General features: G+C 40.0%; 23 protein-coding genes and 1 other RNA gene. 5 read left to right on the forward strand and 19 right to left on the reverse strand.

Annotation, left to right across the window (positions count from 1 at the left end; all coding sequences use genetic code 11):
- Nucleotides 1-110: 110 nt before the first annotated feature.
- From HUK49_RS05890 to tadA, 15 genes are all read right to left on the reverse strand, one after another.
- Nucleotides 111-1,076, reverse strand: coding sequence for a Ppx/GppA family phosphatase (locus HUK49_RS05890; protein ID WP_191913015.1), 966 nt, complete (start codon nt 1,074-1,076; stop codon nt 111-113).
- Nucleotides 1,069-3,321: an RNA degradosome polyphosphate kinase gene (locus HUK49_RS05895; protein ID WP_191913016.1), complete on the reverse strand. Its 2,253-nt coding sequence runs from the start codon at nt 3,319-3,321 to the stop codon at nt 1,069-1,071. The genes HUK49_RS05890 and HUK49_RS05895 overlap by 8 nt, the downstream gene beginning before the upstream one ends.
- Before the next feature lies 1 nt (nt 3,322).
- A complete protein-coding gene (locus HUK49_RS05900) occupies nt 3,323-4,840 on the reverse strand; it encodes an exopolyphosphatase (protein WP_191913017.1) in 1,518 nt (505 codons plus the stop codon).
- 148 nt (nt 4,841-4,988) lie between these two features.
- Complete coding sequence (locus tag HUK49_RS05905; RefSeq protein ID WP_102168643.1) at nt 4,989-5,744, reverse strand: acyl-[acyl-carrier-protein] thioesterase; 756 nt, start codon at nt 5,742-5,744, stop codon at nt 4,989-4,991.
- 8 nt (nt 5,745-5,752) lie between these two features.
- On the reverse strand, nt 5,753-6,616 hold the full coding sequence (rsmI, locus tag HUK49_RS05910) for a 16S rRNA (cytidine(1402)-2'-O)-methyltransferase (RefSeq protein ID WP_191913018.1): 864 nt from the start codon (nt 6,614-6,616) through the stop codon (nt 5,753-5,755).
- A gap of 10 nt (nt 6,617-6,626) precedes the next feature.
- Nucleotides 6,627-6,980, reverse strand: a complete 354-nt coding sequence (locus HUK49_RS05915; RefSeq protein ID WP_191913019.1) for a DNA replication initiation control protein YabA — start codon at nt 6,978-6,980, stop codon at nt 6,627-6,629.
- Between the two features lie 13 nt (nt 6,981-6,993).
- The gene (gene holB, locus HUK49_RS05920) at nt 6,994-7,998 is read right to left on the reverse strand and encodes a DNA polymerase III subunit delta' (protein ID WP_191913020.1); all 1,005 of its coding nucleotides are present in this window, start codon (nt 7,996-7,998) and stop codon (nt 6,994-6,996) included.
- Between the two features lie 18 nt (nt 7,999-8,016).
- Nucleotides 8,017-8,340 (reverse strand): cyclic-di-AMP receptor, encoded by a 324-nt coding sequence (locus HUK49_RS05925; protein WP_102168639.1) that lies wholly within the window; start codon nt 8,338-8,340, stop codon nt 8,017-8,019.
- 31 nt (nt 8,341-8,371) lie between these two features.
- Nucleotides 8,372-9,013: a dTMP kinase gene (gene tmk, locus HUK49_RS05930; RefSeq protein WP_102168638.1), complete on the reverse strand. Its 642-nt coding sequence runs from the start codon at nt 9,011-9,013 to the stop codon at nt 8,372-8,374.
- Between the two features lie 11 nt (nt 9,014-9,024).
- A complete protein-coding gene (locus tag HUK49_RS05935; protein ID WP_102168637.1) occupies nt 9,025-9,276 on the reverse strand; it encodes a YaaL family protein in 252 nt (83 codons plus the stop codon).
- Between the two features lie 3 nt (nt 9,277-9,279).
- Nucleotides 9,280-9,879, reverse strand: a complete 600-nt coding sequence (gene recR, locus HUK49_RS05940) for a recombination mediator RecR (RefSeq protein WP_003717549.1) — start codon at nt 9,877-9,879, stop codon at nt 9,280-9,282.
- A 2-nt stretch (nt 9,880-9,881) separates the two neighbouring features.
- Complete coding sequence (locus tag HUK49_RS05945; protein WP_191913021.1) at nt 9,882-10,190, reverse strand: YbaB/EbfC family nucleoid-associated protein; 309 nt, start codon at nt 10,188-10,190, stop codon at nt 9,882-9,884.
- Between the two features lie 16 nt (nt 10,191-10,206).
- Nucleotides 10,207-12,033: a DNA polymerase III subunit gamma/tau gene (dnaX, locus tag HUK49_RS05950; protein ID WP_191913022.1), complete on the reverse strand. Its 1,827-nt coding sequence runs from the start codon at nt 12,031-12,033 to the stop codon at nt 10,207-10,209.
- 153 nt (nt 12,034-12,186) lie between these two features.
- An RNA gene (gene ffs / locus HUK49_RS05955) (signal recognition particle sRNA small type) lies at nt 12,187-12,284 on the reverse strand.
- A 22-nt stretch (nt 12,285-12,306) separates the two neighbouring features.
- A complete protein-coding gene (tadA, locus tag HUK49_RS05960; RefSeq protein WP_102168635.1) occupies nt 12,307-12,828 on the reverse strand; it encodes a tRNA adenosine(34) deaminase TadA in 522 nt (173 codons plus the stop codon).
- A gap of 244 nt (nt 12,829-13,072) precedes the next feature.
- Between tadA and nrdH the strand changes: the two genes are divergently transcribed.
- The 4 genes from nrdH to adhE all read left to right on the forward strand — a co-directional run bounded on the left by nrdH (nt 13,073) and on the right by adhE (nt 19,738).
- The gene (gene nrdH / locus HUK49_RS05965; RefSeq protein WP_003717545.1) at nt 13,073-13,303 is read left to right on the forward strand and encodes a glutaredoxin-like protein NrdH; all 231 of its coding nucleotides are present in this window, start codon (nt 13,073-13,075) and stop codon (nt 13,301-13,303) included.
- A 143-nt stretch (nt 13,304-13,446) separates the two neighbouring features.
- Nucleotides 13,447-15,618, forward strand: coding sequence for a class 1b ribonucleoside-diphosphate reductase subunit alpha (nrdE, locus tag HUK49_RS05970; RefSeq protein ID WP_191913023.1), 2,172 nt, complete (start codon nt 13,447-13,449; stop codon nt 15,616-15,618).
- Nucleotides 15,619-15,723: 105 nt separating this feature from the next.
- Nucleotides 15,724-16,743, forward strand: a complete 1,020-nt coding sequence (gene nrdF / locus HUK49_RS05975) for a class 1b ribonucleoside-diphosphate reductase subunit beta (RefSeq protein WP_102168633.1) — start codon at nt 15,724-15,726, stop codon at nt 16,741-16,743.
- A gap of 364 nt (nt 16,744-17,107) precedes the next feature.
- On the forward strand, nt 17,108-19,738 hold the full coding sequence (adhE, locus tag HUK49_RS05980; RefSeq protein WP_191913024.1) for a bifunctional acetaldehyde-CoA/alcohol dehydrogenase: 2,631 nt from the start codon (nt 17,108-17,110) through the stop codon (nt 19,736-19,738).
- 65 nt (nt 19,739-19,803) lie between these two features.
- Here the strand turns inward: adhE and menC are convergent, their stop codons facing one another.
- The 4 genes from menC to HUK49_RS06000 are packed head-to-tail and all read right to left on the reverse strand — an operon-like array spanning nt 19,804 to nt 23,488.
- On the reverse strand, nt 19,804-20,910 hold the full coding sequence (gene menC / locus HUK49_RS05985) for an o-succinylbenzoate synthase (RefSeq protein WP_191913025.1): 1,107 nt from the start codon (nt 20,908-20,910) through the stop codon (nt 19,804-19,806).
- An 18-nt stretch (nt 20,911-20,928) separates the two neighbouring features.
- Nucleotides 20,929-22,134 carry an MFS transporter gene (locus HUK49_RS05990; protein WP_191913026.1) on the reverse strand — a complete coding sequence of 402 codons (1,206 nt, stop codon included), beginning with the start codon at nt 22,132-22,134 and terminating at the stop codon, nt 20,929-20,931.
- An 18-nt stretch (nt 22,135-22,152) separates the two neighbouring features.
- On the reverse strand, nt 22,153-23,169 hold the full coding sequence (locus tag HUK49_RS05995; RefSeq protein ID WP_191913027.1) for a M20/M25/M40 family metallo-hydrolase: 1,017 nt from the start codon (nt 23,167-23,169) through the stop codon (nt 22,153-22,155).
- Between the two features lie 7 nt (nt 23,170-23,176).
- Nucleotides 23,177-23,488, reverse strand: coding sequence for a hypothetical protein (locus HUK49_RS06000; RefSeq protein WP_191913028.1), 312 nt, complete (start codon nt 23,486-23,488; stop codon nt 23,177-23,179).
- Nucleotides 23,489-23,599: 111 nt separating this feature from the next.
- Here HUK49_RS06000 and HUK49_RS06005 point away from each other — a divergent pair, with 111 nt between their 5' ends.
- Nucleotides 23,600-24,457 (forward strand): LysR family transcriptional regulator, encoded by an 858-nt coding sequence (locus tag HUK49_RS06005; protein ID WP_178696165.1) that lies wholly within the window; start codon nt 23,600-23,602, stop codon nt 24,455-24,457.
- The last annotated feature ends 119 nt before the right edge of the window (nt 24,458-24,576 follow it).

Here is a 24,576-nt window from a genome sequence, read left to right on the forward strand (position 1 = left end):
TCTACTAATACCAGACTGTCTACTAATTCCTTGTTCAAATACGATTGTAGCACTTTTATAATTGGTCGTTTAGTAAAATTAAGTAAAATTTTAGTAAATAATGTAACCGATTACAGAGTGATTAAATTTTCTAAACTGGTTTCATGCTCAAGGTACCGAAATAGTAATCCTTCGCGAAGACCACTATCACTAAATTGAATTTGTTGAATTTGCTGCTGGCGGACAATACTCATTAATGGTAATAAGCCCCCAACAATAACATCAGCCCGTTCTTTATTAACACCACGAATTCCAGCCCGTTCACTTCGCGAGCTTCTTAATAGTTGCTGCATAATTGCGAATGCCTTATCAGGACTCATTGTTAACCCATGGACTGGCGCAACCCGACTTGAATTAACTGCTTGTTGCCAACGAAAGATCTTTGCTAATGCTCGGTTGCAACCGCCTAGTGCAACTAGTTCACCATTGCGAATTCGATTTAGCCATAATTCCTTACTTAGGACCTGATCAACCTTTACAATTGCGTTAAACAGGTTGGTAGCCTTAATTTGATCGCCAAGTTCATATCGTTGTGAAAGTAAAACTGAACCGAGTGGGATACTTACTACTTCCTCAGCCTGACCATCATTAACCAGGATAATCTCCATGCTAGCACCACCAGTATCTAGAATGGCACCATTCTTAAGAGCTAGAGTATGACTAACCCCGATATAATCAAGGTAAGCTTCTTGTTCACCAGAAATCACGTGAATTACAAAGCCAGTTTTTTTCTGCACTTGCTGTAAAAAATCACTTTGATTCTGTGCCTGACGAACCGCTGCTGTCGCCACAGCAAGGATTTTCAGATGCTTATACTGATCACAAATCTGGCGAAATTCGGTAAGAGCTCTTAGCGTTCGTTTAATTGGTTCCGGTTTTAAAATCTTTTCTGGTCCCATCTCTGACGAAAGACGAACATATCGTTTCTCGTACTGCTTTGTCTGATACGAACCATCAAGGTTAATCTGATCAATCTTTAAGCGGACTGAATTAGAACCAAGATCGATGATTACTAAGTATTGAGAATCCTTACTCATGGTGTTCACCCTTTCGTGAATCAAGGTGGAGACTTGGAACGTGGCGACTTAACGTTTCAAAGACATTTGAAAAATGACGTTTCGATTTTTCCTGACGTTTCGTTTGCTTGCTTTCAACATTTGCCCGTTGAACAAAGAATTCTTGGGCATTAAATGGCTCTTCACCATGATTATCAATTCGTTCATAGTGATCGCCAACAAGAATCCGGGCTTTGACGTTATCCTTCCACATATCGTCAAGAATTGAAATTGCCTTGGCCTTTGTATCTGCTTGTTCTACCGGATAAAGTTCCTCAACCCGCCGATTAAGGTTTCGGGTCATCATATCAGCACTTGAAAGGTAAATTTCTTCATTACCGTTACCTTCAAAGTAGTAAATCCGGGAGTGTTCAAGGAACCGACCAACAATTGAGTGAACCTCAATATTCCCGTGCAGTTCCGGTAAATCATTCCGCAAACAGGTAATTCCCCGAATAATCAGCTGAATCTTAACTCCCTTAGATGCTGCTTCATACAAGTGAGCAATAATTTGTTTATCCGAAAGTGAATTCATCTTCATTCGAATTAAGGCTGGATTGCCACTCTCAGCAATTTTAATCTGCTGATCAATCTTCTGGTTAATAAAGTTCCGAATCCCGTTTGGCGAAACCCGAATCTTATTGAAGTATGGTGGCCGAGCAAATCCAGATAACATGTTAAAGAGGTTTGTCATATCCATCCCAATTTCCTGATCACAGGTAAGAAGCCCCATGTCAGTGTAGAAATGAGCAGTCACATCATTATAGTTTCCGGTCCCAAGGTGCATGTAACGACGAAGGCCATCTTCATCCCGCCGAATAACCAGGGCAACCTTACAGTGTGTTTTAAGACCGACAAGTCCGTAAATTACGTGACAGCCCATTTGCTCTAGTCGTTGAGCCCACCGAACGTTGTTTTGTTCATCAAACCGGGCCTTAACTTCTACCAGAACAGTTACTTGTTTTCCTCGTTGGGCAGCCATCCCTAAATACTTAATAATCGGTGAATTCCCAGATACCCGGTAAAGGGTCATCTTGATCGCAAGAACCTCTGGATCAAGGGCAGCCTGGTGAATAAAGTTAACTACCGATTGGAAACTATCATACGGGTGCTGCATTAAATAGTCATGCTTCCGGATAGCAGCAAAAATATTGTGTTCCATGTCTAAAGCAGGATTTTGGTAAGCGTGGAATGGTGGGAAACGGAGATCGTCATGCCCATCAACCATCCCCGAAAGCTTCTTCAAGAAGGTTAAATCTACTGGACCATTTACCCGGTAAATTGAACGCTCATTCACGTGCAGGTTGTCAATCAACTGATCCTCTAGCCACTCATCAATTGAATTTTCTACCTCAAGCCGCATTACCTCACCATGTTCCCGTTCACGTAACTGATGCTTAACGGCTCGTAACAGGTCAGAAGTATCTTCTTCTGCCACATCTAAGTCCATATCCCGCATTACTCGGTAAGTTGCTGAAGCTAAAATTTGATAACCAGGAAATAGCTGACCAAGGAATCGTTTAATCACTTCATCAATTAAAATAAAGTTATTCTCTCCCGTCAAACGAACAAGTCGCTTATAAATAGACGGAACACGAACAGTCGCAAACTTAATATCCGATTCTCGACTATCATCGTGAGGTTCAAGCTGGCGACTCTTAACTTCCTGATCGCCTTCAAGGATTTCTTGTTCCTGAACGGCTTTCTTTTGCTTTGGATCCCGCCGTAATTGAATGGCAATGTTAAGTGAATTGTTAGCAATAAACGGGAATGGTCGTGATGTATCGTCAGCCATCGGTGTTAATACTGGCATTAGTTCATCGCTAAAGTACCGCCGAATAAATTCCTTTTGCCGATCATCTAAATCAGCTAACTGCATAATCTTAATATGGTGTTGTTTTAGGTCAGGAATAATTTGCTTGTTATAGACTTCATAACGTTCCTTTACCATCTCATGTTCTTTTTTATTAACAGCCGTCAACTGTTCCTCAGGTGTCATTCCTGATGCATCCGTCGTTGTTACATTAGCAGCTGCCAATTTATGAAGTGACGCAACCCGTACCATAAAGAATTCATCGACATTACTTTGGGTAATTCCCAAGAAGTTTGCCCGTTCAAGAAGCGGGTTACTAGTATCTGTTGCTTCTTGAAGAACCCGACCATTAAAATCGATCCAACTAAGTTCCCGGTTAACGTAATTTTGTGGTTTATAAAATTCCTTGTACATTTTACCGCCCCTCTTTTTCCTTCAACACCGGTTTAATACCAAAGACATCACCAAATAGTTGCGACTTCTGGCTAAATGACCAGCTTTCTAGCACTAGATCATCTGAGCTAGTCGCTTTGATAATTAAGCGGCCATTTTTCAGTTTCAACTGAATTCGACTAATCTTCTGCTGCCGTGAATCATCTAAGGAATCAACCAACCTTAAGATTGCTGCTAATTTAGCAACCGGCATTTGAATATCTTCATCCAGGTGACGATAGTGTGACTGGTTGATAGTTGGACTTTCCGTACTGTGATAACGGGCAACCTCGGCAATAATCAGGTTGTCTTCATCTGAAAGCCCAATCATCGGGTTAGCCTCCAAAATATATGCCGAATGACGATAGTGACCTTGCTGATTTATAAAATTCCCAATATCATCAACTTTAGTTGCCACTTCCAGCAACAACCGATAATGATTACTTAACCGATGAATTGGCCGTAATTCGTCAAAAAATTGAAGCGCATATTTCTTCACAAAGTCTGCATGAGCAAAATCAATTCCGTACCGTTTAGCAATATTATCAGCAGATGTCCGAATCATATTATTTACGGTAGCTTGAGAAACGTCATTATCTGTTGCAATCCCGTTTGCAATCCCATCCATAATTGAAAGGTTAGTAACGTAAAGGCTTGACGGGTTAATCAATTCTGACATTCGAGCAATTACCAAATAGTTCGGTAAAATATATTCATCTTGCGCCTCCGCTAGATCAATATCATTGTTGTACATATACCGATCTTGAGGAATCAGTAGGTGATTAAACGTTTCCCGAAACTTTTTCCGGTCAATTTCGCCAATTTTTTGGTGTTTCTCTACATAACGTTTTGCCAACGAAGGTGCATTCTGGACAATCATCGTTGTCTTCTGCTGTTGTGTTAGCTCAGGTGCTAAGTAACCAAGCTTACTACCGATATAATCCTGAATAATTTCTGTCGGATTGGTCGTTGTTTGTCGTAGCTGGTTAACTAAGCGATGGATTTGAGCACCACCAAGATCAATTTCCCATGAAGTTTCAAAGTTGCCATGGTGGAAAAATGCCAATGTTGAGCTATCTAAACCAATACTCAAAATATACAAACAGTGTTTACTTAGCTTCTTAAATTCTGGTAACTGATCAACAATATAGCTCATTGACTGGGCCATTAACTGATTATTATTCAGCCATTCAATCTTCAGCCCAGTACGAACCTTTAGCTGGTCCGCAACATAACTAGCAGTAACGCTATCCATATCTTCATAAGCACCGTAGAACCTAATATTATCAACTTGATAATCACTGATCAGTTCCTTAAATCCTTCTATATTATCGGTAATTGCCGCCATATTTTTTCGATAATTAGCGGTTTTATCATCTTCACCGATATCAAATAACCCTGATCGGACGTCATTAATTACCTTAAGGCTTGGGAGCTCAATAATCCGTAAGAAAATCTGGTCCGGTTGTAAATAAATTACTGCCGTCAACGAATTTTTCATTCTAATCACCCCTCAATGTTTTTCCACTTTAAGTCTACCATTAATGAACAAAAAGAGAGTGCTAAAAAGGGTTCAGAAAAAAACAAAATGTCTTTTCTGAACCCTTTTTAGTACAGTAGTTTTTGAACATCTTAAATTCGATAATTTTTTAACTCAACCAGCTAAACTCAGCCCTCGTACAAAGGGTACCGTTATTTTTAATCTGGTGAAGACTAGTATGCGAATCTACCATCATGAACTCACTAGTAATGTCGTGGTCGGCACGAACCTCTTGCTGATATTGAATTGAAAAGGACTTTAACTGATGAGTCGTTAAAAATTCTTCACCAAGCGGATCCAAGAGCCAATCAAAGTAACGAGCATTATTGACATGGTGATTAGCATCTAAGTCAAAGTAGCGAACATGGTATTGTTTCCCTGATAAGGTTGCGTCTTCTGGGATTTGCTTAGGTCGCTGCCCGCGTGGCACCCGTTTAACTTGTGGTGCCTGGTAAGCTGCAATTACCTTTTCAGGAATCTGCTCCATCTTTCGACTAGTTAAATTCATAAATACTAGTAACGCTTTTACATGGGCATATTCTTTTTGACCATCCTTATCACGAACCCAAAACTCACGGGTAGCAAAAAAACGGTTATACCCTGTTGCTCGTGTCCCCAGAATAACAGTGTCACCACTTCTCAAAGATTGAAGATCAAGCTCCCCTTCAAAATTCACAAAGACCCACGAACCACCTGTCGATTGAACGACTTCCCGATTTAATCCTAGTTTGTTGCTTTGTTCATCTGCAACAACAGAGAGCATACTCATTACCATACTCAAAGTAGGGTGATCTAATTCATCACACTCATAATAAGTTAGTTGATGCGGAATTTCATATTCTTGTGCTGATTGTTTTAATTCCATTTTTACTCCTAAATATTATGGTACTGCTTATAGAGTTCCTGACGGTTTAGCTTATTTTTCTTAGCAACTAGTTTAATCGCCTCATTAGTAGACAATCCCTCACTGATTGCCTGATCAATTTGTTCAACCGGGGTACCAGTTTCTTCTTCCTCTTCTTCATCAGGATGAGGATTTCCCGCAACTAACACAACGTATTCCCCTCGTGGCTGGTGTTCATCATAAAAAGCAATTATCTCAGCTAAACTTCCCCGACTAAACTCCTCATACCGTTTAGTCAATTCACGAGCTAAAACTGCCTGCCGATCGTCACCAAAAACTTCAGCCATCACTTTAAGAGTTTTTTTCAAGCGATGAGGTGCTTCATAGAAGATCATGGTCTCTGAACGATTCCGCAATTGTTCTAATTCCTGAACTTGTTGCTGGTGCTTCCGTTCAAGAAAACCATAAAAGTAAAACGGCTGGGGAACGAGGCCAGAGGCAATTAATGCTGTCAAACCAGCGTTAGCACCTGGTAATGGAACAACCGGGATTCCCTCTTTTACTGCTGCCGCAACTAATTCTTTTCCGGGATCAGAAATTGATGGCATCCCCGCATCACTACATTGAGCAATCGTAATTCCGGCTTTTAATTTACCAATTAATTCTGGAATTCGTTGTTCCGTATTATGTTCGTGGAAACTAATCTCAGGCGTGTGAATATCAAAGTGATTTAATAATTGTTGAGTATGCCGCGTATCCTCAGCTGCAATCAAGTCAGCTTCCGTTAGCACTTTAACTGCTCGAAATGTCATATCGTCTAAGTTGCCGATCGGTGTTGGTACAAGGTATAACGTTCCCGAATCCTGATTTTGAAAACTACTAACTTGTTGCATTTTCCTCTCCCTACTTAATTGTTGGCTGATCATGACCGAAAATCGTATCTAAACAAAAAGTACACGATTCATTCTGTTCAAGCCGCTTCCCAAAGTATTCACTGCAAACATGAAAGCCTTGCTGGTACAACTTTTTTAAATTTTCCCGTGAACCGGAAAGGTGATCATCATCATGCTTTTGCTGATGCATCTTCTTTAACATCGTTCGTAAATGGTCATTTTCAATTGAAAGTTCAGCATTAGTTTCCATTAATTCTGTCATCTGGGCCTGGAGTTGTTCCATATTAGCAACTAGGTCATGCGTTTGCTTAGTTACCTGAGCGAAGCGATCATAAATATTACTTGGATTACTATGTTCACTCATTGTGATTATCCTCCTATGCCGAAAGTGCTTGGGCAATTTTGATGGTTAACTGTTCCGTAACGTTCTGAAATGCCATGTTTTGGTCCAAAAGATGTCGACTAGCCAATGTTTCCTGACTAATTTCCAACAATGTCTGTACAGAATATTGTTGAGCAGTTGTAGTTAGGAGTTCTTGATCCTGTAAAAAGTGCAGATCCTCTTCAGCAGTCATTCCGTTGGCAATCAATAACGTATCTCGCCAAATCAATGCCATGAGATCGAGAATCAACTGCTGCTTTTGACGATCAGTTGCTAGCTTAACGATCTCTGTTTGAACATCAACGAAGCCTAGCATGTTTGCATTACTGATATGCCGATACCACAGCGAGATTGCTGCAATCGCCTGCTTTAACCAGTCATCTTTTCGCCATTCCAGAATCTCGCTTACGGAATCGGTTAACCCAATAGCAACGCTTCGTTCTGTTCGTGGAATTTCCTGCTTAGCTAATGCTTTTTCAAGTTCAACCCGCGCTAAAGGACGCAACTCAATCACTTGTGTCCGTGAGCGAATTGTTGGTAACACGGCACTCTTATTAGTGGTTAACATCAAAATGTAAATTCCTGGGCCCGGTTCTTCAATAAATTTTAACAAGCTATTGGCAGCATTATTCGTCATCTTTTCGGCATCATGAATCACAAAGAGCTTTTTATTGCCTTCAACAGCACTTTTGGTAAATTCATCCTTCAAGTGACGGATCTCATCAACTTTTATTTGCCGTCCTTCCGGTTTAGCAACGACCACATCAGGATGGTTGCCGCTTAAAATTCGCTGGCATTCCGGACAGGTAAGATCAGGCTCACCATTTTGTAAATGAAGGCAGAAAAGTCGTAGTGCTAACCACATGGCCAATTGACTTTTTCCTGAGCCGGTTGGACCAACAAAGAGGTACGCATGCGCTAATTCATGATTTTTTATTACCGTTTGCAATTGCTTAACAATTAAAGGCTGCAAACGCTCTGCCTGCAATTGGTCAGCCACTTCTTTTCACCTACTCAACTAAAACTTATGGAACTGTTCTACTGGCATTACAAAGACAGTTGCTCCGCCAATTTGAACATTAACCGGAAAGGCAGAACCGCCTTCAACATCCATGTGCATTTGCGACGTAACATATTGTTCACGAGATTTAGCGTTCTTCTTAATAATATCAAGAACGTCTTGAACGCGCTCATCTTCAATTCCAATCAAAAACGTTGCGTTTCCTTCACGAAGAAAGCCACCGGTTGTAGAAAGTTGAGTCATCTGGATATGGTTGTTGGCAAATGCCTTCCGAAGCCGATTACTGTCCTTGGATTGAACAATCGCAATTATCATTTTCATAATAAATCACCTTTCTTTAAATGCCACTAACTTAAAATAAATCGTTAAACTTTGCGTGAATCGTTTGTTTAACATCGCTAATTACTTTAGGCAGTGACTGACTAGCATCAATCAACTTAATTCTTTCTGGATTTTCTCGTTGAAGACGAAGAAATGCTTCACGAACAGTTTTATGGAAACTTAACTGTTCTTCGTCTAACCGGTTAACTTGGTCAGCCCGGTGTTTAGCAATTCGCTGCAACCCCAACTTTGACTCAACGTCCAAATAAATAGTTAAATCAGGCAGCAGCCCATCAATTGCGTACTGGTTAATTTGCCAAATTTTCTGCTCACCAAGGTGGCGACCAGCTCCCTGATAAGCAATTGAACTATCGACATAACGATCACAAAGAATTACTTTACCTGCCTTTAAGGCTGGTAAAATCTCTGAAACGATGTGCTGACGACGGGCAGCTGCGAATAATAGCGCCTCCGTCCGGCCATCCATATCAGTGTTATGCTCGTCAAATAAAACTCGGCGAATTTGCTCAGAAATATGGTTGCCTCCTGGTTCACGCGTATACATTACCCGTTCTTTACCAAGCTGTTGCTCTAACTCAGTTTGAATTGCGGCAATTACACTTGTTTTCCCAGCACCATCTGGTCCTTCAAATGAAATAAATTTTCCTACCATTAATCTTCTTCCTAACGATCAATTACGCTCTGGTTTAGTTCACCATGTACTTTAAATTTGCGTGCAATTCGGTAAAGGTACAAATATTTTTGTTCTTGCAAGCGACTTCGATAATGAAGTTCCGTACTTGCATTTGCCTCGTAAACGGCCCGCTCTGTTTCCTTTGCGTGATCCCAACTTGCCTTTGTTTCATAAATTAAATTCAGTAGTCGCTGGTCACGCTCTTGCTTTACCTCTTCTTGATTCCGATGATGAAAAAGCATTTGTTACATCTCCGTTCGTCCTTGAACAGCCTTAAACAGGGTTACTTCATCCGCATAGTCGATATCAGCCCCGACAGAAAGTCCATGGGCTAACCGCGTAACTTTGATTCCGGCAGGTTTAATTAATTTTGCAAGGTAACTAGCAGTTAACTCGCCATCCGACGAAGCGTTAGTTGCAATAATCACTTCTTTTATCTCATCGTCTTTTTTCAAGCGATCTAATAAGCTAGTAATATTAATATCCTCTGGACCAGTTCCCGCAACGGGTGAAATCACACCATTTAAGACGTGGTACAAGCCATGATACTCATGCATTCGTTCCATTGCCATAACATCCTGTGATTGCTCAACCACAAGGATTTGTGAACGATCACGAGTCTTATCTTGGCAAATTGGGCAAGGATCATCTTCCGTAATGTTGCCACAAATACTACAACTATGGAGATCACGCTTAGCTGACAATAATGATTTAGCAAAGTTCGTAACGTCATCGCCTTGCATCGTCAGTGTATAAAAAGCTAGCCGGGTAGCCGTCTTTTGACCGATACCCGGTAGTTTTGTGTAGCTTTCAATTAGCTTTGCTAGCGGTTCAGGATACTGCACTCTTACATCCCCAAGCCACGAGTGTACTTACCCAAGGTGCTTTGGGTAGCATCGTTGACCTTCTTCATTCCATCATTAACAGCTGCCAGTACAAGATCTGAAAGCATATCAATATCATCTGGATCAACAGCTTCTGGCTTAATTTCCAGATTAACTAACTTATTGTCGCCAGTAAAGGTTGCGGTTACCATGCCATTTGGTGCTTGGCCAACGAATTGTTGCTTAGCAAGTTCTTCGTGTTCAGCCATCATTTTCTTTTGCATTTCTTTAGCTTGTTTTACCATTTGTTGCATGTTCATACCGTTCATCATAATTTATCATTCCCCTTTAATTATTTTCTACCTTAACAATATCACTACCGAACAGCTCTTGGGCAGTCGTAACCAAATCTTTTTGCTCGTCTGCCTTTGGTTGTGGTTCTTGAACCGCTACCGGCGCAGTTGAAGCCGGCTCCTCTGCTGGCGCTTCAGCACTTGCTGTCGTAGGTTGAGAGTTATCACCAGCGGGACGGGAAAACCCTTTTCCTAAGCCATGACTTTGAATATACTCTTTCCGTATTTGCGGCCACTGATCCTTAGGGACAAACACAACTCTTCGTTGATCACCACTCAGGCGTTGCAGTCCATCTTCCATCGCTTGAATTAAAGCTTGATCATCAGTTGCCTGCTGAAAAAGAAATGCATAGTCAAATGCCACGATAATCCCATCCGGGCTGGCAGCTACAGGTTGAGAAACGTGTAGGAGAGAGCGCTGAGGGACGCTAAGCATATTAAGCATATCTCCCCAGAGTTCCTTCATTTTAGCAAGATCCTGACGCGTAGCAGCCCTAAGAACCGGATAAATCTGGTGCAAATTGACCCGATTACTTCGTGATTTAACACGTGGCTGCCCTTTAACTGCTTTAGAAGAACTTTTAGCAACCGGCTTAACAGTTGGGGTCTCTTGTTGCTGAAGCTCTTTAACAGTTTGCTGCAGAGCTTGAATCTGCGCTTGAAGTTTATTAACTTCCGCTTGATTTGCTTCTTGATTAGCTTGGGTTGGCTTTGACACGCTAGCAACAGGCTGATCTGCTTCCGGCTGGGATAACTTAACGGTTAAAACCTCTAAATAGACATCCGGATGGGTCGTAAACCGCATTTCCATCTGAATATTATTTAGATCATCAATCATTCGGTATAACGTTGTTGATGAAGCTGCTTTACTTAGTTCCGTAAAGTCCTCATCTTTTAACCCCGTGCTCTCAACCTTTATCAAATCAGGCGATTCTTGATACAAAAGGACATCTCGAATAAATGAGATTAAATCTTCAATAAATCGCTGACCATCTTTACCCTCGCCGAGAATCTGCTTCATTGTTTCCAGCGCAGAAGCACTTTGACTTTGACAAACTTCCAGGAAGTACTTCTTTAGCAGTTGCTTAGTAACACTCCCAGTTACTAAAAGGGCATCATCAAGCTTAACCTGGTTATCACTGAAGGAAAGAACCTGATCCAGAATACTTAATGCATCCCGCATCCCACCTTCTGCAGCATTTGCGATTACCCATAATGCCTTTTCATCATACTCCACCTTTTTCTGATCCAAAATGTACTTCATGCGTTCAAATGAATCAGTAGCTGAAATACGACGGAAATCAAACCGCTGAACCCGAGAAATAATTGTAAGCGGGATCTTATGCGGCTCAGTTGTTGCCAAAATAAAGATTACATTGGCAGGTGGTTCTTCCAGCGTCTTAAGCAAAGCATTAAACGCCCCTGTTGAAAGCATGTGAACTTCATCAATAATGTAAACTTTATAGTCCGCTTGCGTTGGTGCATACTTCGCCTTATCGCGAATATCACGAATCTCCTCCACACCGTTATTCGATGCAGCATCAATTTCAATAACATCATTTAATTGACCATTAGTAATTGCTTTACAAGTATCACATTCATTACATGGCTCACCATCTTGAGAATGATGACAATTAACAGCCTTGGCGAAAATCTTAGCCGCAGAAGTCTTCCCAGTCCCCCGTGGCCCAGCGAAGAGGTAGGCATGACTAATTTGGTGAGTAATAATGGCGTTTTTGAGTGTCCGGGTAACAACTTGTTGACCAACCATATCGTCAAACCGTTGTGGACGCCATACACGATATAATGCCTGGTAACTCATTAATCAGCTTCCTTTCCGTAATTTTAATGCTGCTTAATATTATACTAGCTTTTATCAAAAGAAAAATCATTTGAACTGAATTTAAGACAAATAAAATTTTCAATTATAAAATTAAAGAGGCCAGGAAATAAAATCCCAGCCTCACGGTTAATTTCTTAAAAAACTTAGAGCACAAGATACATCAAACTTAGTGCTGCTTCCTTCCGGACCTGACACGGTTCGTAAGCATACCCTTGCTCTAAGGCCTTACGGCAAATATCATCATACAACATTTTATTTAGAATTACTAGTCTTTTTCTTTTTTCGGGCAAGTTTGCGTTTTTTTCTCACTGCCCGGAAAAAATCCTTTAACATTTGACTACACTGTTCACCAAGAACACCAGCGGTCACGTAAACCTGATGATTCAATCGCTCATCACCAAGCAAATGATACAAACTATCAACCGTTCCTGCTTTAGGATCAGTCGCCCCGTAAAAAACATTTCTGATTCGCGCATTTACAATTGCTCCGCTACACATCATGCACGGCTCAAGAGTAACGTATAGGTCACAATCTTCAAGGCGCCAACTATGAAGGTAGGAACAAGCTTCCATAATTGCTAGCATTTCTGCATGATAAGTCACGTCTTGAAATTTTTCCCGCATGTTATGACCACGACCTATAATCTTACCTTGATAGGTCACTACCGCACCAATGGGAACCTCGTTTAACAACGCTGCTTTTTTTGCTTCAGTAATGGCCGCTCGCATAAACTTTGCTTGTTCTTCTCGGGGAACTGTTACTCTTTCCCTCATCGTAAAAATTCTCCTTTAATTCATGTTAAATTTCTCTTTTCAGTGTATAATATTAATTTGTTGATCAATCTATCATTTATCAAGAAATAAATCAAAAAGTTTCACATACATAATTGCCCACCTCATGTGCTATATATTGTGTTTCACTATTTAAAGTCACACAATATATAGCACTTTTTCATTGATTTTTTACATAAGATCGCTATACTAGAAAACATCAAATAAGACGAGTGAGGGGATCAAAATGGTTACTGTGTTTTCCAAAAATAACTGCATCCAATGCAAAATGACGAAGAAATTTTTAAAAGCCCACAACATTAATTTCGTTGAACATAATATTGATGAACAACCAGAATTCATTAACAGTTTAAAGTCAGAAGGCTTCATGGCAACTCCAGTCGTTAAATTACCAAATGGTAATGCCTTTTCTGGTTTCCGTCCTGACGAATTAAATAAATTAACTCAAGCTATTTAATCTAATCGCAAGGACTATTCAAAAATCATCAACCCATACCGAAATTTGATGATTTTAGAGTGGTTAGTGATAGAAAGTATTTTTTATCGCAGCCACTTTTTTTATTCGCTATTTTTAATGAATAATAGAAAGTGAGAAAAAACATGGCACTGTCTGATATTGATTTAACACAAGTTAAGTACTATGACCTTAATAATGAAGTTAATATTCCCAAGGATGGCAAGATCCAATTAGACAAGGATCAAGCTGCCCTCAAAGACTTTATTGAGAATAATGTAAAGCCTAATACCAAGCAATTTGCTTCGGTAACCGCTCGCTATAAGTGGTTAGAAGACAATGACTATATTGAAGACGGTTTTATGGACAAGTATAGCGATGCTTTTATTGAAAAGTTATACGACTACTTGAAGCAACAAGATTTTCATTTTCATTCATTTATGGCTGCTTATAAATTCTACGCTCAATATGCTCTGCGAACTAATGACAAGGAATATTACCTTGAAAATTATATTGACCGGGTTGCAATGAACGCCCTTTACTTAGCAAACGGGGATGAAGATCTAGCAATGATCTTAGCCGATGAAATCATTCACCAGCGCTACCAGCCAGCTACCCCAACCTTCTTAAATGTTGGACGGAAGCGGCGGGGAGAGTTCGTTTCATGCTTTGCCATTCAGCCAACAGATAACATGAACACAATTGGTCGAACAATCAATTCCGCACTCCAGCTCTCTAAGATTGGTGGCGGTGTAGGAATTAATTTAAGCAACCTTCGTGAAGCTGGTGCCCCAATTAAGAAAATTGAACATGCTGCTAGCGGGGTTGTCCCAGTAATGAAATTGTTAGAAGATAGTTTTTCCTATTCTAACCAGCTGGGACAGCGTCAAGGTGCCGGAGTTGTTTACCTTAGCGTCTTCCATCCGGATATTATTGAATTCCTAGGTGCCAAGAAGGAAAATGCTGACGAAAAGATTCGGTTAAAGACTCTCTCACTTGGAATTACCGTTCCTGATAAGTTCTATGAATTGGTTGAAAAAGACGAAGATATGTACCTGTTCAGCCCTTACGATGTGGAACGAGTTTACGGCAAGCCATTCTCCTACGTTGATATTACTGAAGAATACGACAATATGGTTGCTAACGATGAGATTCATAAAAAGAAAGTGAATGCCCGTGACCTCGAAGATGAAATCAGTAAGCTTCAACAAGAATCTGGCTATCCCTACATTATCAACATCGATACCGTTAACCGTGATAATCCAATTGACGGCAAAATCGTGATGAGTAACCTCTGTTCTGAAATTGCTCAGGTTCAGACCCCATCTGTTGTTGCCGATGATCAAAGTTATGAAACGCTTGGTACTGATATTAGCTGTAATTTAGGTTCTACTAATATTGCTAACATGATGAATACCCCAGATTTTGGTCGTTCAATTCGCGCAATCGTTCGTGGCCTAACCCGGATCAGTGACGTTGAAAGTCTCGACGTGGTTCCTTCAATCAAAAAAGGGAACGAGCTTAGCCACTCAATTGGGCTTGGAGCAATGGGTCTTCATGGCTACTTAGCAAAGAATCATATTCAATACGGAAGCCCAGTTGCTGTTGAATTCACTAGCGTTTACTTCATGTTGCTTAATTACTGGTCATTAGTTGCATCGAATGAAATTGCAAAGGAACGCCACGAAACGTTCCATAATTTTGAAAAGAGCAAGTACGCTGATGGTTCATATTTTGACAAATACGTAAGTAAGGATTGGGGACCCAAGTCTGACCTTGTTAAGAAGCTCTTTGCAAACATCCATATTCCAACAATTGACGACTGGAAGAAGCTAAAGGATGACGTTATGGCTGATGGATTATACAATGAATACCGGTTAGCGGTTGCGCCAAATGGTTCCACTTCCTACATTAACGATTCAACCGCAAGTTTGACACCAATTATTAATCGGATTGAAGAACGTCAAGAGAAGATGATTGGGAAGATTTACTACCCTGCTCCATACCTTTCCAATGACACAATGCCATATTACCGTTCTGCATATGATATGGATATGCGGACAGTAATTGATACTTACGCAGCTGCTCAACTGCACGTTGATCAATCACTATCGCTCACCCTCTTCGTTCGTTCAACCATGCCAGAGGGCCTCTATGAATGGAAAAATGGTCGAACAAATAAAATGACCACTCGTGATCTCAACATTCTGCGGCACTACGCTTACAAGAAAGGGATCAAGTCAATTTACTACGTCCGGACATTTACCGACGACAATGATGAAATTGGTGCAAACCAATGTGAAAGCTGTGTTATCTAAGCGGGATTAAATTGATTTTCAGATCGATGCTTGCTAAACTTAAAAATATATGAATTTTAAAAATTCACGTCTTAAAATGGTGATTATGAATAAGGAGCCTAATAAATGAAGCTTGAAGAATATAAACCTTTGACAGAATACAAAGCGATTAATTGGAATGAAGTTTCCGATATGATCGACAAAGCAACTTGGGAGAAACTGACAGAACAGTTCTGGCTCGATACGCGAATTCCTGTTTCAAATGACTTAGATGATTGGCGAGAGCTTGATACCGATCATCAGTGGACTGTTGGTCACGTTTTCGGGGGATTAACCCTTCTGGATACTGTTCAATCTGAAGCTGGTTTAACTGCCTTAAAACAAGACGTTAAGACACAGCACGAAACAGCAGTTTTAAATAATATCCAATTTATGGAATCTGTTCACGCTAAGAGTTACTCAACAATTTTCTCAACATTAAATACCCCTGAAGAGATTAACGAAATTTTTGACTGGTCAGATTCTGAAGAGTTCTTGCAAAACAAGGCGGTTCAAATTGCTAATATTTACCGTAATCCAGAAGAAGATCCATTAAAGAAGAAGGTTGCCAACGTTTTCCTTGAAACTTTCCTCTTCTATTCTGGTTTTTATACCCCACTTTATTATCTAGGACATAACAAGTTGAACAACGTTGCCGAAATTATTAAGTTAATTTTACGGGACGAGTCAGTTCACGGAACTTACATTGGTTACAAGTTCCAAGTGGGAATGCATGACCGGACAGAAAAGCAACAACAAGATATGAAGGATTGGATGTATAACTTCCTTTACGAATTATATGATAACGAAGAAAAGTACACCCACTTGCTTTATGATCAGGTTGGCTGGACCGAAGACGTCTTAACCTTTATTCGTTACAATGCCAATAAGGCCCTGATGAACCTCGGACAAGACCCACTCTTCCCCGATACCGCTTCAGATGTTAATCCAGTTGTTATGAACGGGATTTCCACATCAACTGCAAATCATGACTTCTTTAGTCAAGTAGGTAATGGCTACCGTTTAGGGGCTGTTGAAGCGATGAACGATGACGATTACAACGTTGCTGATCCAAACGCTTCAAAAGATAAGAACGATAAAGAGTAAAATTAAATATCCTAATAAAAACTGCAAGATAATCACTATTTGAGATTATCTTGCAGTTTTTGTTTAGCCTGTTCAGCTAAGAACATAGCTATCAAATATGCACTAAATATTTTTATTATAAGATTGTGAACTACATTTTAATCAATAATAAATAAAAGATCCTTCATTAGTGGACTAGTCCAAAAATAATACCAATATTTTTATTGTTTTCTCAGTCATTGAAGTAATAATATTGGAAACGCTAACACGACTTTTTACCATTGTTCATTCAATCACATAGCTATTTACTTTTTCAAAAAATATAGTATATTTATTTATGTTCAATGATTAACAAAAACTAAAAATATTAAAGGAGCTTATTCTCATGGCTAAAGATAAGAAAAATCTTGAAACTACAACAACTGTTGATAAAGAACAAGAAGCTCAAACTATGATTAATGACTTAGTAGAACGTAGTCAAAAGGCTTTTGACAAATTACGTTACTACAGCCAAGAACAAGTTGATAAGATCTGTCAAGCAATGGCATTGGCAGCCGAAGAACACCACATGGACTTAGCAGTAGATGCTGCCAACGAAACTGGCCGTGGTGTTGCTGAAGATAAGGCAATTAAAAACATTTATGCCAGTGAATACATTTGGAATAACATTCGTCACGATAAGACTGTTGGTATTATCAAAGATGATGATGAAGATCAAACAATTACAATCGCCGATCCACTGGGAATCATTGCCGGTGTTGTTCCAGTTACTAACCCAACTTCAACTACAATTTTCAAATCCATTATTTCTGCTAAGACACGGAACACCATCATTTTCTCCTTCCACCCTCAAGCTTTAAAGTCATCAATTAAGACTGCAAAGATTCTTCAGGAGGCTGCTGAAAAAGCCGGTGCTCCTAAGGACATGATTCAATGGATTCCACAATGTAGTCTCGAAGCTACTAATGCATTACTCCGTCACCCTAATATTGCTACTATTTTGGCAACTGGTGGTCCTGCATTAGTTAAGGCTGCTTACAGTTCAGGTAATCCTGCATTAGGTGTTGGTCCTGGTAACGGTCCTGCTTACATTGAAAAAACTGCTAACATTGCTCGTTCCGTTTACGACATTGCTTTATCCAAGACCTTTGATAACGGTATGATTTGTGCTACTGAAAACTCAGTAGTTGTTGATGACGAAATTTATGACCAAGTAAAAGAAGAATTCAAGAAGTGGAATTGTTACTTCGTTAAGCCAAATGAGTTAGATACCTTCACTGAAGGATTTATTGACACTAAGCGGCACCAAGTACGTGGCCCAATTGCCGGTCGTTCTGCTAACGCAATTGCTGAAATGTGTGGTTTGAAAGACGTTCCTGAACACACTAAGGTAATTATTGCTGAATACGAAGGTGTCGGTGACGATTATCCACTTTCAGCTGAAAAGCTTTCTCCAGTTCTGACCATGTACCGGGCAACTTCTCACGAAAACGCCTTTGATATTTGTCGTCAATTACTTCACTACGGTGGTGAAGGACACACTGCTGCTATCCATACACTTGATGATGATTTAGCTACTAAGTACGGCCTTGAAATGCGTGCTTCCCGGATCATCGTTAACTCACCATCTGGTATCGGTGGTATTGGTAACATCTACAACAACATGACCCCATCCCTTACTCTTGGTACCGGTTCATACGGTGGTAACTCAGTATCACACAACGTTACTGACTGGGATCTGTTAAACATTAAGGTTATTGCTAAGCGTCGTGAAAACCGTCAATGGGTTAAGATTCCCCCAAAAGTATATTTTCAACGCAACTCACTAAAAGAATTGCGCGACATTCCTAACATCGACCGTGCTTTTATCGTTACTGGTCCGGGAATGAGCAAGCGTGGTTACGTTCAACGAGTAATTGATGAATTACGTCTTCGTCAAAACGAAACTGCTTTCTTAGTTTTTGATGATGTTGAAGAAGATCCATCAACTAACACCGTTGAAAAGGGTGTTGCCATGATGAACGACTTTAAGCCGGACACTATTATTGCTCTTGGTGGTGGTTCACCAATGGACGCTGCCAAAGCAATGTGGATGTTCTACGAGCACCCAGAAACTTCCTGGTACGGTGTTATGCAAAAGTACCTTGATATTCGTAAGCGTGCTTACCAAATCAAGAAGCCTACTAAGTCACAATTAATTGGGATTCCAACTACTTCAGGAACTGGTTCAGAAGTTACCCCGTTTGCCGTAATTACTGATTCCAAGACCCACGTTAAGTACCCACTTGCTGACTACGCATTAACTCCAAACATTGCGATTGTCGATTCACAATTCGTTGAAACTGTTCCTCCCAAGACCACTGCTTACACGGGTTTGGACGTCCTTTGTCACGCTACTGAATCATATGTTTCAGTAATGGCAACTGATTATACTCGTGGTTGGTCACTTCAAACCATCAAAGGGGTTATGGAATACCTTCCTAACTCTGTAAAGGGTGACAAGCTTGCTCGGCGAAAGATGCACGACTTCTCAACCATGGCTGGGATGGCATTCGGTCAAGCATTCCTTGGAATTAACCACTCTCTTGCCCACAAGATGGGTGGAGCATTTGGCCTTCCTCACGGTTTGTTGATTGCAATCGCCCTTCCACAAGTTATCCGGTTCAACGCTAAGCGACCACAAAAGCTTGCTCTCTGGCCTCACTACGAGACTTACCACGCAACTAAGGATTATGCTGACATTGCTCGTTTCATCGGCCTTCAAGGAAACTCTGATGAAGAATTAGCTGAAGCATACGCCAAGAAAGTAATTGAACTTGCTCACAAGTGTGGTGTTAAGTTAAGCCTTAAAGATAATGGTGTTAGCCGGGAAGACTTTGACAAAGTTGTTGATAAGCTTGCCGTTCTTGCCTATGAAGATCAATGTACAACTACTAACCCAGTTGAACCACTCGTTAGCCAGCTTAAGGAACTCCTTGAACGTTGCTACGAAGGTACTGGTGTAGAAAACGACTAATCAACTGATTAAATTCAAAAAGAAGATCGAGTTTTCTCGGTCTTCTTTTTTGCTACTTAAATTCCTTACTTTAATACCAGTTCCGCTTTACAAAATTTTCTCATATTGTCCCAATCAATTTCGTAGCCTAGCCCGGGGCGATGAGAAACATTGACGTAAGTTCCATCTAGCTCAACTACTGGTTTGATAATATCTTGATTATAATAACGAGTTGAGGCAGCAATATCATTAGGAAGTGTATATCCTTGAAGAGTAGCAATTGCAACATTTTCCGCCCTTGCCACTCCAGAATCTAACATTCCGCCACACCAACATTGAATACCATGCTTACTTGCATATTCCTGAATTTGTTTTGCTGCTCCTAGTCCACCAACCCGAGCAACTTTAATATTAATAATACGACCACTACCTAATTGAATCATTTTCTTAGTATCAGCCAAAGAAAGAATACTTTCATCCAGACAAATTGCTGTCTTTAATTTGGATTGAAGTTGTGCATGATCAACTAAATCGCCCGGCTCCAACGGCTGTTCAATCATGATTAACCCTAATTCGTCAAGCCGTTGTAACATTGGTAGATCTTTTAAGCGGTATGCCGAATTGGCATCAGCCATGAGCATTGCTTCTGGGAACTCGTTTCGGACAGCTTTAATGAACTGATAATCGGCTCCCGGTTTTATTTTCATTTTTATTCGCCGATAGCCATCATCGAGATAGCCACGAACTGTTTCAACTAATTTCTCCGGTGAGGATTGAACACCAATACTAACCCCAACCTCAACTTTTTGTTTGTCTCCGCCCAGCGCTTTTGCTAACGGCAGCTGAAGCCGTTTAGAATATAAATCCCAGAGTGCGCAATTTACACATGCCTTACTCATATTATTTCGCCGAATATGACTAAATAGTTGATAAATATCATCTGGATGATTAATGTCATGGCCAACAACTTTGGGCAATAATTGTTCTTTTAATAGGTCCCATGCTCCTGAGCGAAATTCTTCATTATAAAACGGAACATCAAAAGCTGAACACTCTGAATATCCACAATTGCCATCCTGATCCGTCAACTCTAAGATAATCGTGCGCTTATACTTAATTACGCCGAAGCTAACTTCAAAAGCGTTCCTTAAGGGTAAATCAATTTTAAATAATCGTGCTTTTTCAATTTTCATCTCATCACTTTCTCCCTACTAGTTTGCCTTTTTACCATGGATAGTTAATGAAGCAACAAATGCCAGTAATGCAAAGAACGTTAATACCAAGAAGGCTGCAGTATAGCTATGAGTACCTTGGATAACAAGGCCAATTAAAATTGGTGCTAAGAAGCCCGCAAGTTGTCCACCAAAATTAACTACCCCAATTGATGCCCCGTAATTTGTTTTTGCAACTAATTGTGCCACAAACGCATAGGAGGCAGCGAAACCAATTGATTTAGTAAAGTAGGCCAATACTTCAAAGGTAATCACTCCGGTCAAGCTCAATGAATGGAACATTCCATACATGAATACCATAGTCACTAACGCTGAAAGAGAAATTAACCACTTCTCATGACCGGTAAAGAACTTAACCATGATGAATCCGGCAATAAATGATCCAATCCCTGCCGTAATGGAAGGAAGGGGAACTAACCAAGCAATTCCTTTTAGATTAATATGGCGTGCTTGAAGAAGATAAGTAGGCATCCAAGTATCTAATCCCTTTGTAATCACGCTAAAGCCAAACACAACTACCGAAAAGCTTAATACTCGCCAGTCAAACTTTCCTTTAACCTTTTGATCTCCTGTATCATAATCTGGAATTTCGCGATTTAATGGTCGTTCGAAGAAGTAATAGAACGCCAAATAAACAAAGCCTAACACTCCAACAACATGAAACGCGCCACGCCAACTTAACAGGGCAATCAAGGGAGCCACAATAAACGGTGCTAGTGCGTTCCCAATATAATTAGATGAAATAGCAACCGCGGATGCTTGGCCACGTTTATTTTCCGGGAATGCCAAGCGAACCTGTTTCATTGCTGCTGACGGATATGATCCTTCACCAATTCCAAACAGAACCCTAATAATAATCAGCGAAGTAAATGACCAGGCAAATCCTGTCATCACAGTAAATACTGACCAGGCCAAAAGCGAGAGTACCGTCATCCATTTAGTGCCAAACCGGTCAACAAGCCAACCACCTGGAACCTGCATTAATGAATAACTAAAGAAAAACGCAGAGCCGACTACTCCTAATTGAGCCGGAGCCAACGTAAAGCTTTTTCCAACATAAGCAAGCGCAATATTCATTGCAGAACGATCAATAAAGCAAACAATAAATCCCAAGAAAACCAATACTAGTGTTCGATATGACTTTGGCCTTTCATTCTGGCCCATTAACTGTTGTGATTCATCCATAAGGTAACCTTCTTTCCACTATTTAGAATTTAAATTTCGACAGAGGTAAGTAATTATTTTTATTCCATCAAGAAAAGCATCAATTGTTATATTCTCATTTGGTGCATGGTTATGCTGATCATAATTTGCCAATGGAATAGTAAATGGCGGAATCCCGACAATATCTTTCCAAATATAATTGGGAACACTGCCAGGCATTACTGGCTCAATCAGTGCTTTACCGGTAGCTTCTGTAATTGTCGAAACCAGCCGAGGGATTAATGGGTTGCTTGCTGCAATTTTTACAGGATCAAGTTTAACCAAGTACTTAATTTGGATTCGTTCTTCATTTAATTCCGCTTTAAGCGTGTTGTTAATTAATTTAATTACCTCATCACATGTCTGGTTAGCAACCAAGCGGCAGTCAATAATTGCAGTTGCTTTACCAGGAATAATTGTCTTTACCCCGTCACCCTCATAACCGCTACTCAAACCATTAATTGTCATTGATGGTTGAAACATTAGCCGATAATAATAATCAAATTTATCCTTATAAATTGGTGCTGGAATATTGTACGGACTTGGCAGAGAACTTAGCCACTCTCGCTCTTGACTGCTTGGCTCAGCCACTTCTTTATAAAATTCCTTAATTCTACATTGACCAGTTAGTGGGTTAATTAACTTATTTAAAACCCGCATAAGCTCAACAGCCGCATTCTTACTAACATTTCCAAAATTCCCTGAATGCAGGTCGTTTCCGTTAGTCCTTACTCCTAATCTAAACGATAAGACACCCCGATTCCCTAATCGTAAAACATGGTCTCCTGATTGGCTCATTGATCCATCCATTACAAAAACTGCTGAAAGGTTATTTAAGTATGGATCTTTCAAGGTACGAACTGTTTGAAGAAGGTGCGGACTCCCAATCTCCTCTTCACCCTCAATGAGAATTTTGGCTGTAAAAGGTAACTCCCCATATAATTGCTGATAAACATAAAAGCCACATATTTGTGCCATTAATTGGCCCTTATTATCGCCAGTACCGCGACCATACAAACGGCCGTCACGCTGAGTTAATTTGAATGGCTTTTACTTTCCATTCAGCCAATTTTCCTGGCAACTGAACATCATAATGCCCATAAAACAAGTATTCATTATCCTTCCCTGGAGAAAGGGTTGCGATAATAATTGGATTACCAGCCGTTTCAATAATCTCAACTTTCGCATGAATGAATTGTTCTAAAAGTTCTTTCAAGAATTTAATCGTTGCTTGGATTCCTTCTCCTGTTTGACTAAGGCTTTTTTGACTTACAAAGTTAGCTAATAGATTAATAAACTGCTGCTGATTTTTCCTAACATAGTCATCAATCGTCATTTCATCACCTCCAAAATTATAATATAATTAGAATATTCTCATCTATTTTTAAAATCCAATATTACTTTTTATGTAGTTAATAACAAAATTGCTATGAAAGAGGTAACAAAGATGAACTTAACGCAATTAAAATACTTTACCGAAGTCGTCAAAACAATGAATATGACAAAGGCAGCAACTAAATTACATGTTGCTCAACCATCTATTAGTCGCAGTATTCGGGAATTAGAGAACGAATTGGGCGTTTCGCTATTTATTCGTCAAGGGAAAAAGTTAATCTTAACCGCTCAAGGTAATTATTTCTTTACGGTAGTTAATCGGTCATTCAATCAACTACGGTTAGCAAAGGAAAATGTAAAGGCAATTCACTCACTTAACAATAAAAAGATCACTATTAAGATGTGTGAAACTACTCCCTTACTGGTTTCATTTCTCAAAATCATTCATCACAAATATCCCCAAATTAACCTCCAATTTATCCAAAGTAAGATCGACAACGATCCTCGGCATTATGATTTTCAGCTTGTGCCTCTACCGGTCCCCGAGCAACATAACGAATTGTTACTATCCGAAGAAGTCTTTTTGGCGACGAGTAAGGAAAATTCACAGTCAACATTTCAATTGGAAAAAATTAACCAACTACCCCTAATTGAAATGAACGAGTCACCATTTGCCGACTTTATCCAACGATTTCTTTCTGCACAAAGAATAGATCCTCAAGTTGTCTTGCGAACAGGCGATCGTAATCTCATGATTAATTTAGTAGCTCAGGGCTATGCTTCATGCTTTGTTCCTGAGTTATCCTGGAACTGTACAACTAACCTTGAAAAGATTTCATTACATAGAATTGGGAAGAATGGCTTTCATAGAAGGATTTATCTCTCCTATCCCTATGGGCCAAGGACAAGCATCCAAGAGCAAGTTGCAACGCTCCTTCTTAATTACTGTCATTCCTTAAAAAAGGCATAGTTAAGCCCCCCCTTTGCATTCTCAGAGCAATTCATAATGAATGAGGAACTCACCTCAAGTGATCGTTTGAATAAAATAAATACAAAAAGTCCTTAGTACTAAGAATTTCCTAATACTAA

Source organism: Limosilactobacillus portuensis (assembly GCF_014838735.1).
Lineage (GTDB): Bacteria > Bacillota > Bacilli > Lactobacillales > Lactobacillaceae > Limosilactobacillus > Limosilactobacillus portuensis.

Coding starts and splice junctions, on each gene's coding strand:
- HUK49_RS05890 (WP_191913015.1), bottom strand. CDS start 1,076: ATGAGTAAGGATTCTCAATACTTAGTAATCATCGATCTTGGTTCTAAT.
- HUK49_RS05895 (WP_191913016.1), bottom strand. CDS start 3,321: ATGTACAAGGAATTTTATAAACCACAAAATTACGTTAACCGGGAACTT.
- HUK49_RS05900 (WP_191913017.1), bottom strand. CDS start 4,840: ATGAAAAATTCGTTGACGGCAGTAATTTATTTACAACCGGACCAGATT.
- HUK49_RS05905 (WP_102168643.1), bottom strand. CDS start 5,744: ATGGAATTAAAACAATCAGCACAAGAATATGAAATTCCGCATCAACTA.
- rsmI (WP_191913018.1), bottom strand. CDS start 6,616: ATGCAACAAGTTAGTAGTTTTCAAAATCAGGATTCGGGAACGTTATAC.
- HUK49_RS05915 (WP_191913019.1), bottom strand. CDS start 6,980: ATGAGTGAACATAGTAATCCAAGTAATATTTATGATCGCTTCGCTCAG.
- HUK49_RS05925 (WP_102168639.1), bottom strand. CDS start 8,340: ATGAAAATGATAATTGCGATTGTTCAATCCAAGGACAGTAATCGGCTT.
- tmk (WP_102168638.1), bottom strand. CDS start 9,013: ATGGTAGGAAAATTTATTTCATTTGAAGGACCAGATGGTGCTGGGAAA.
- HUK49_RS05935 (WP_102168637.1), bottom strand. CDS start 9,276: ATGCTTTTTCATCATCGGAATCAAGAAGAGGTAAAGCAAGAGCGTGAC.
- HUK49_RS05945 (WP_191913021.1), bottom strand. CDS start 10,190: ATGATGAACGGTATGAACATGCAACAAATGGTAAAACAAGCTAAAGAA.
- dnaX (WP_191913022.1), bottom strand. CDS start 12,033: ATGAGTTACCAGGCATTATATCGTGTATGGCGTCCACAACGGTTTGAC.
- tadA (WP_102168635.1), bottom strand. CDS start 12,828: ATGAGGGAAAGAGTAACAGTTCCCCGAGAAGAACAAGCAAAGTTTATG.
- nrdH (WP_003717545.1), top strand. CDS start 13,073: ATGGTTACTGTGTTTTCCAAAAATAACTGCATCCAATGCAAAATGACG.
- nrdE (WP_191913023.1), top strand. CDS start 13,447: ATGGCACTGTCTGATATTGATTTAACACAAGTTAAGTACTATGACCTT.
- nrdF (WP_102168633.1), top strand. CDS start 15,724: ATGAAGCTTGAAGAATATAAACCTTTGACAGAATACAAAGCGATTAAT.
- adhE (WP_191913024.1), top strand. CDS start 17,108: ATGGCTAAAGATAAGAAAAATCTTGAAACTACAACAACTGTTGATAAA.
- menC (WP_191913025.1), bottom strand. CDS start 20,910: ATGAAAATTGAAAAAGCACGATTATTTAAAATTGATTTACCCTTAAGG.
- HUK49_RS05990 (WP_191913026.1), bottom strand. CDS start 22,134: ATGGATGAATCACAACAGTTAATGGGCCAGAATGAAAGGCCAAAGTCA.
- HUK49_RS06000 (WP_191913028.1), bottom strand. CDS start 23,488: ATGACGATTGATGACTATGTTAGGAAAAATCAGCAGCAGTTTATTAAT.
- HUK49_RS06005 (WP_178696165.1), top strand. CDS start 23,600: ATGAACTTAACGCAATTAAAATACTTTACCGAAGTCGTCAAAACAATG.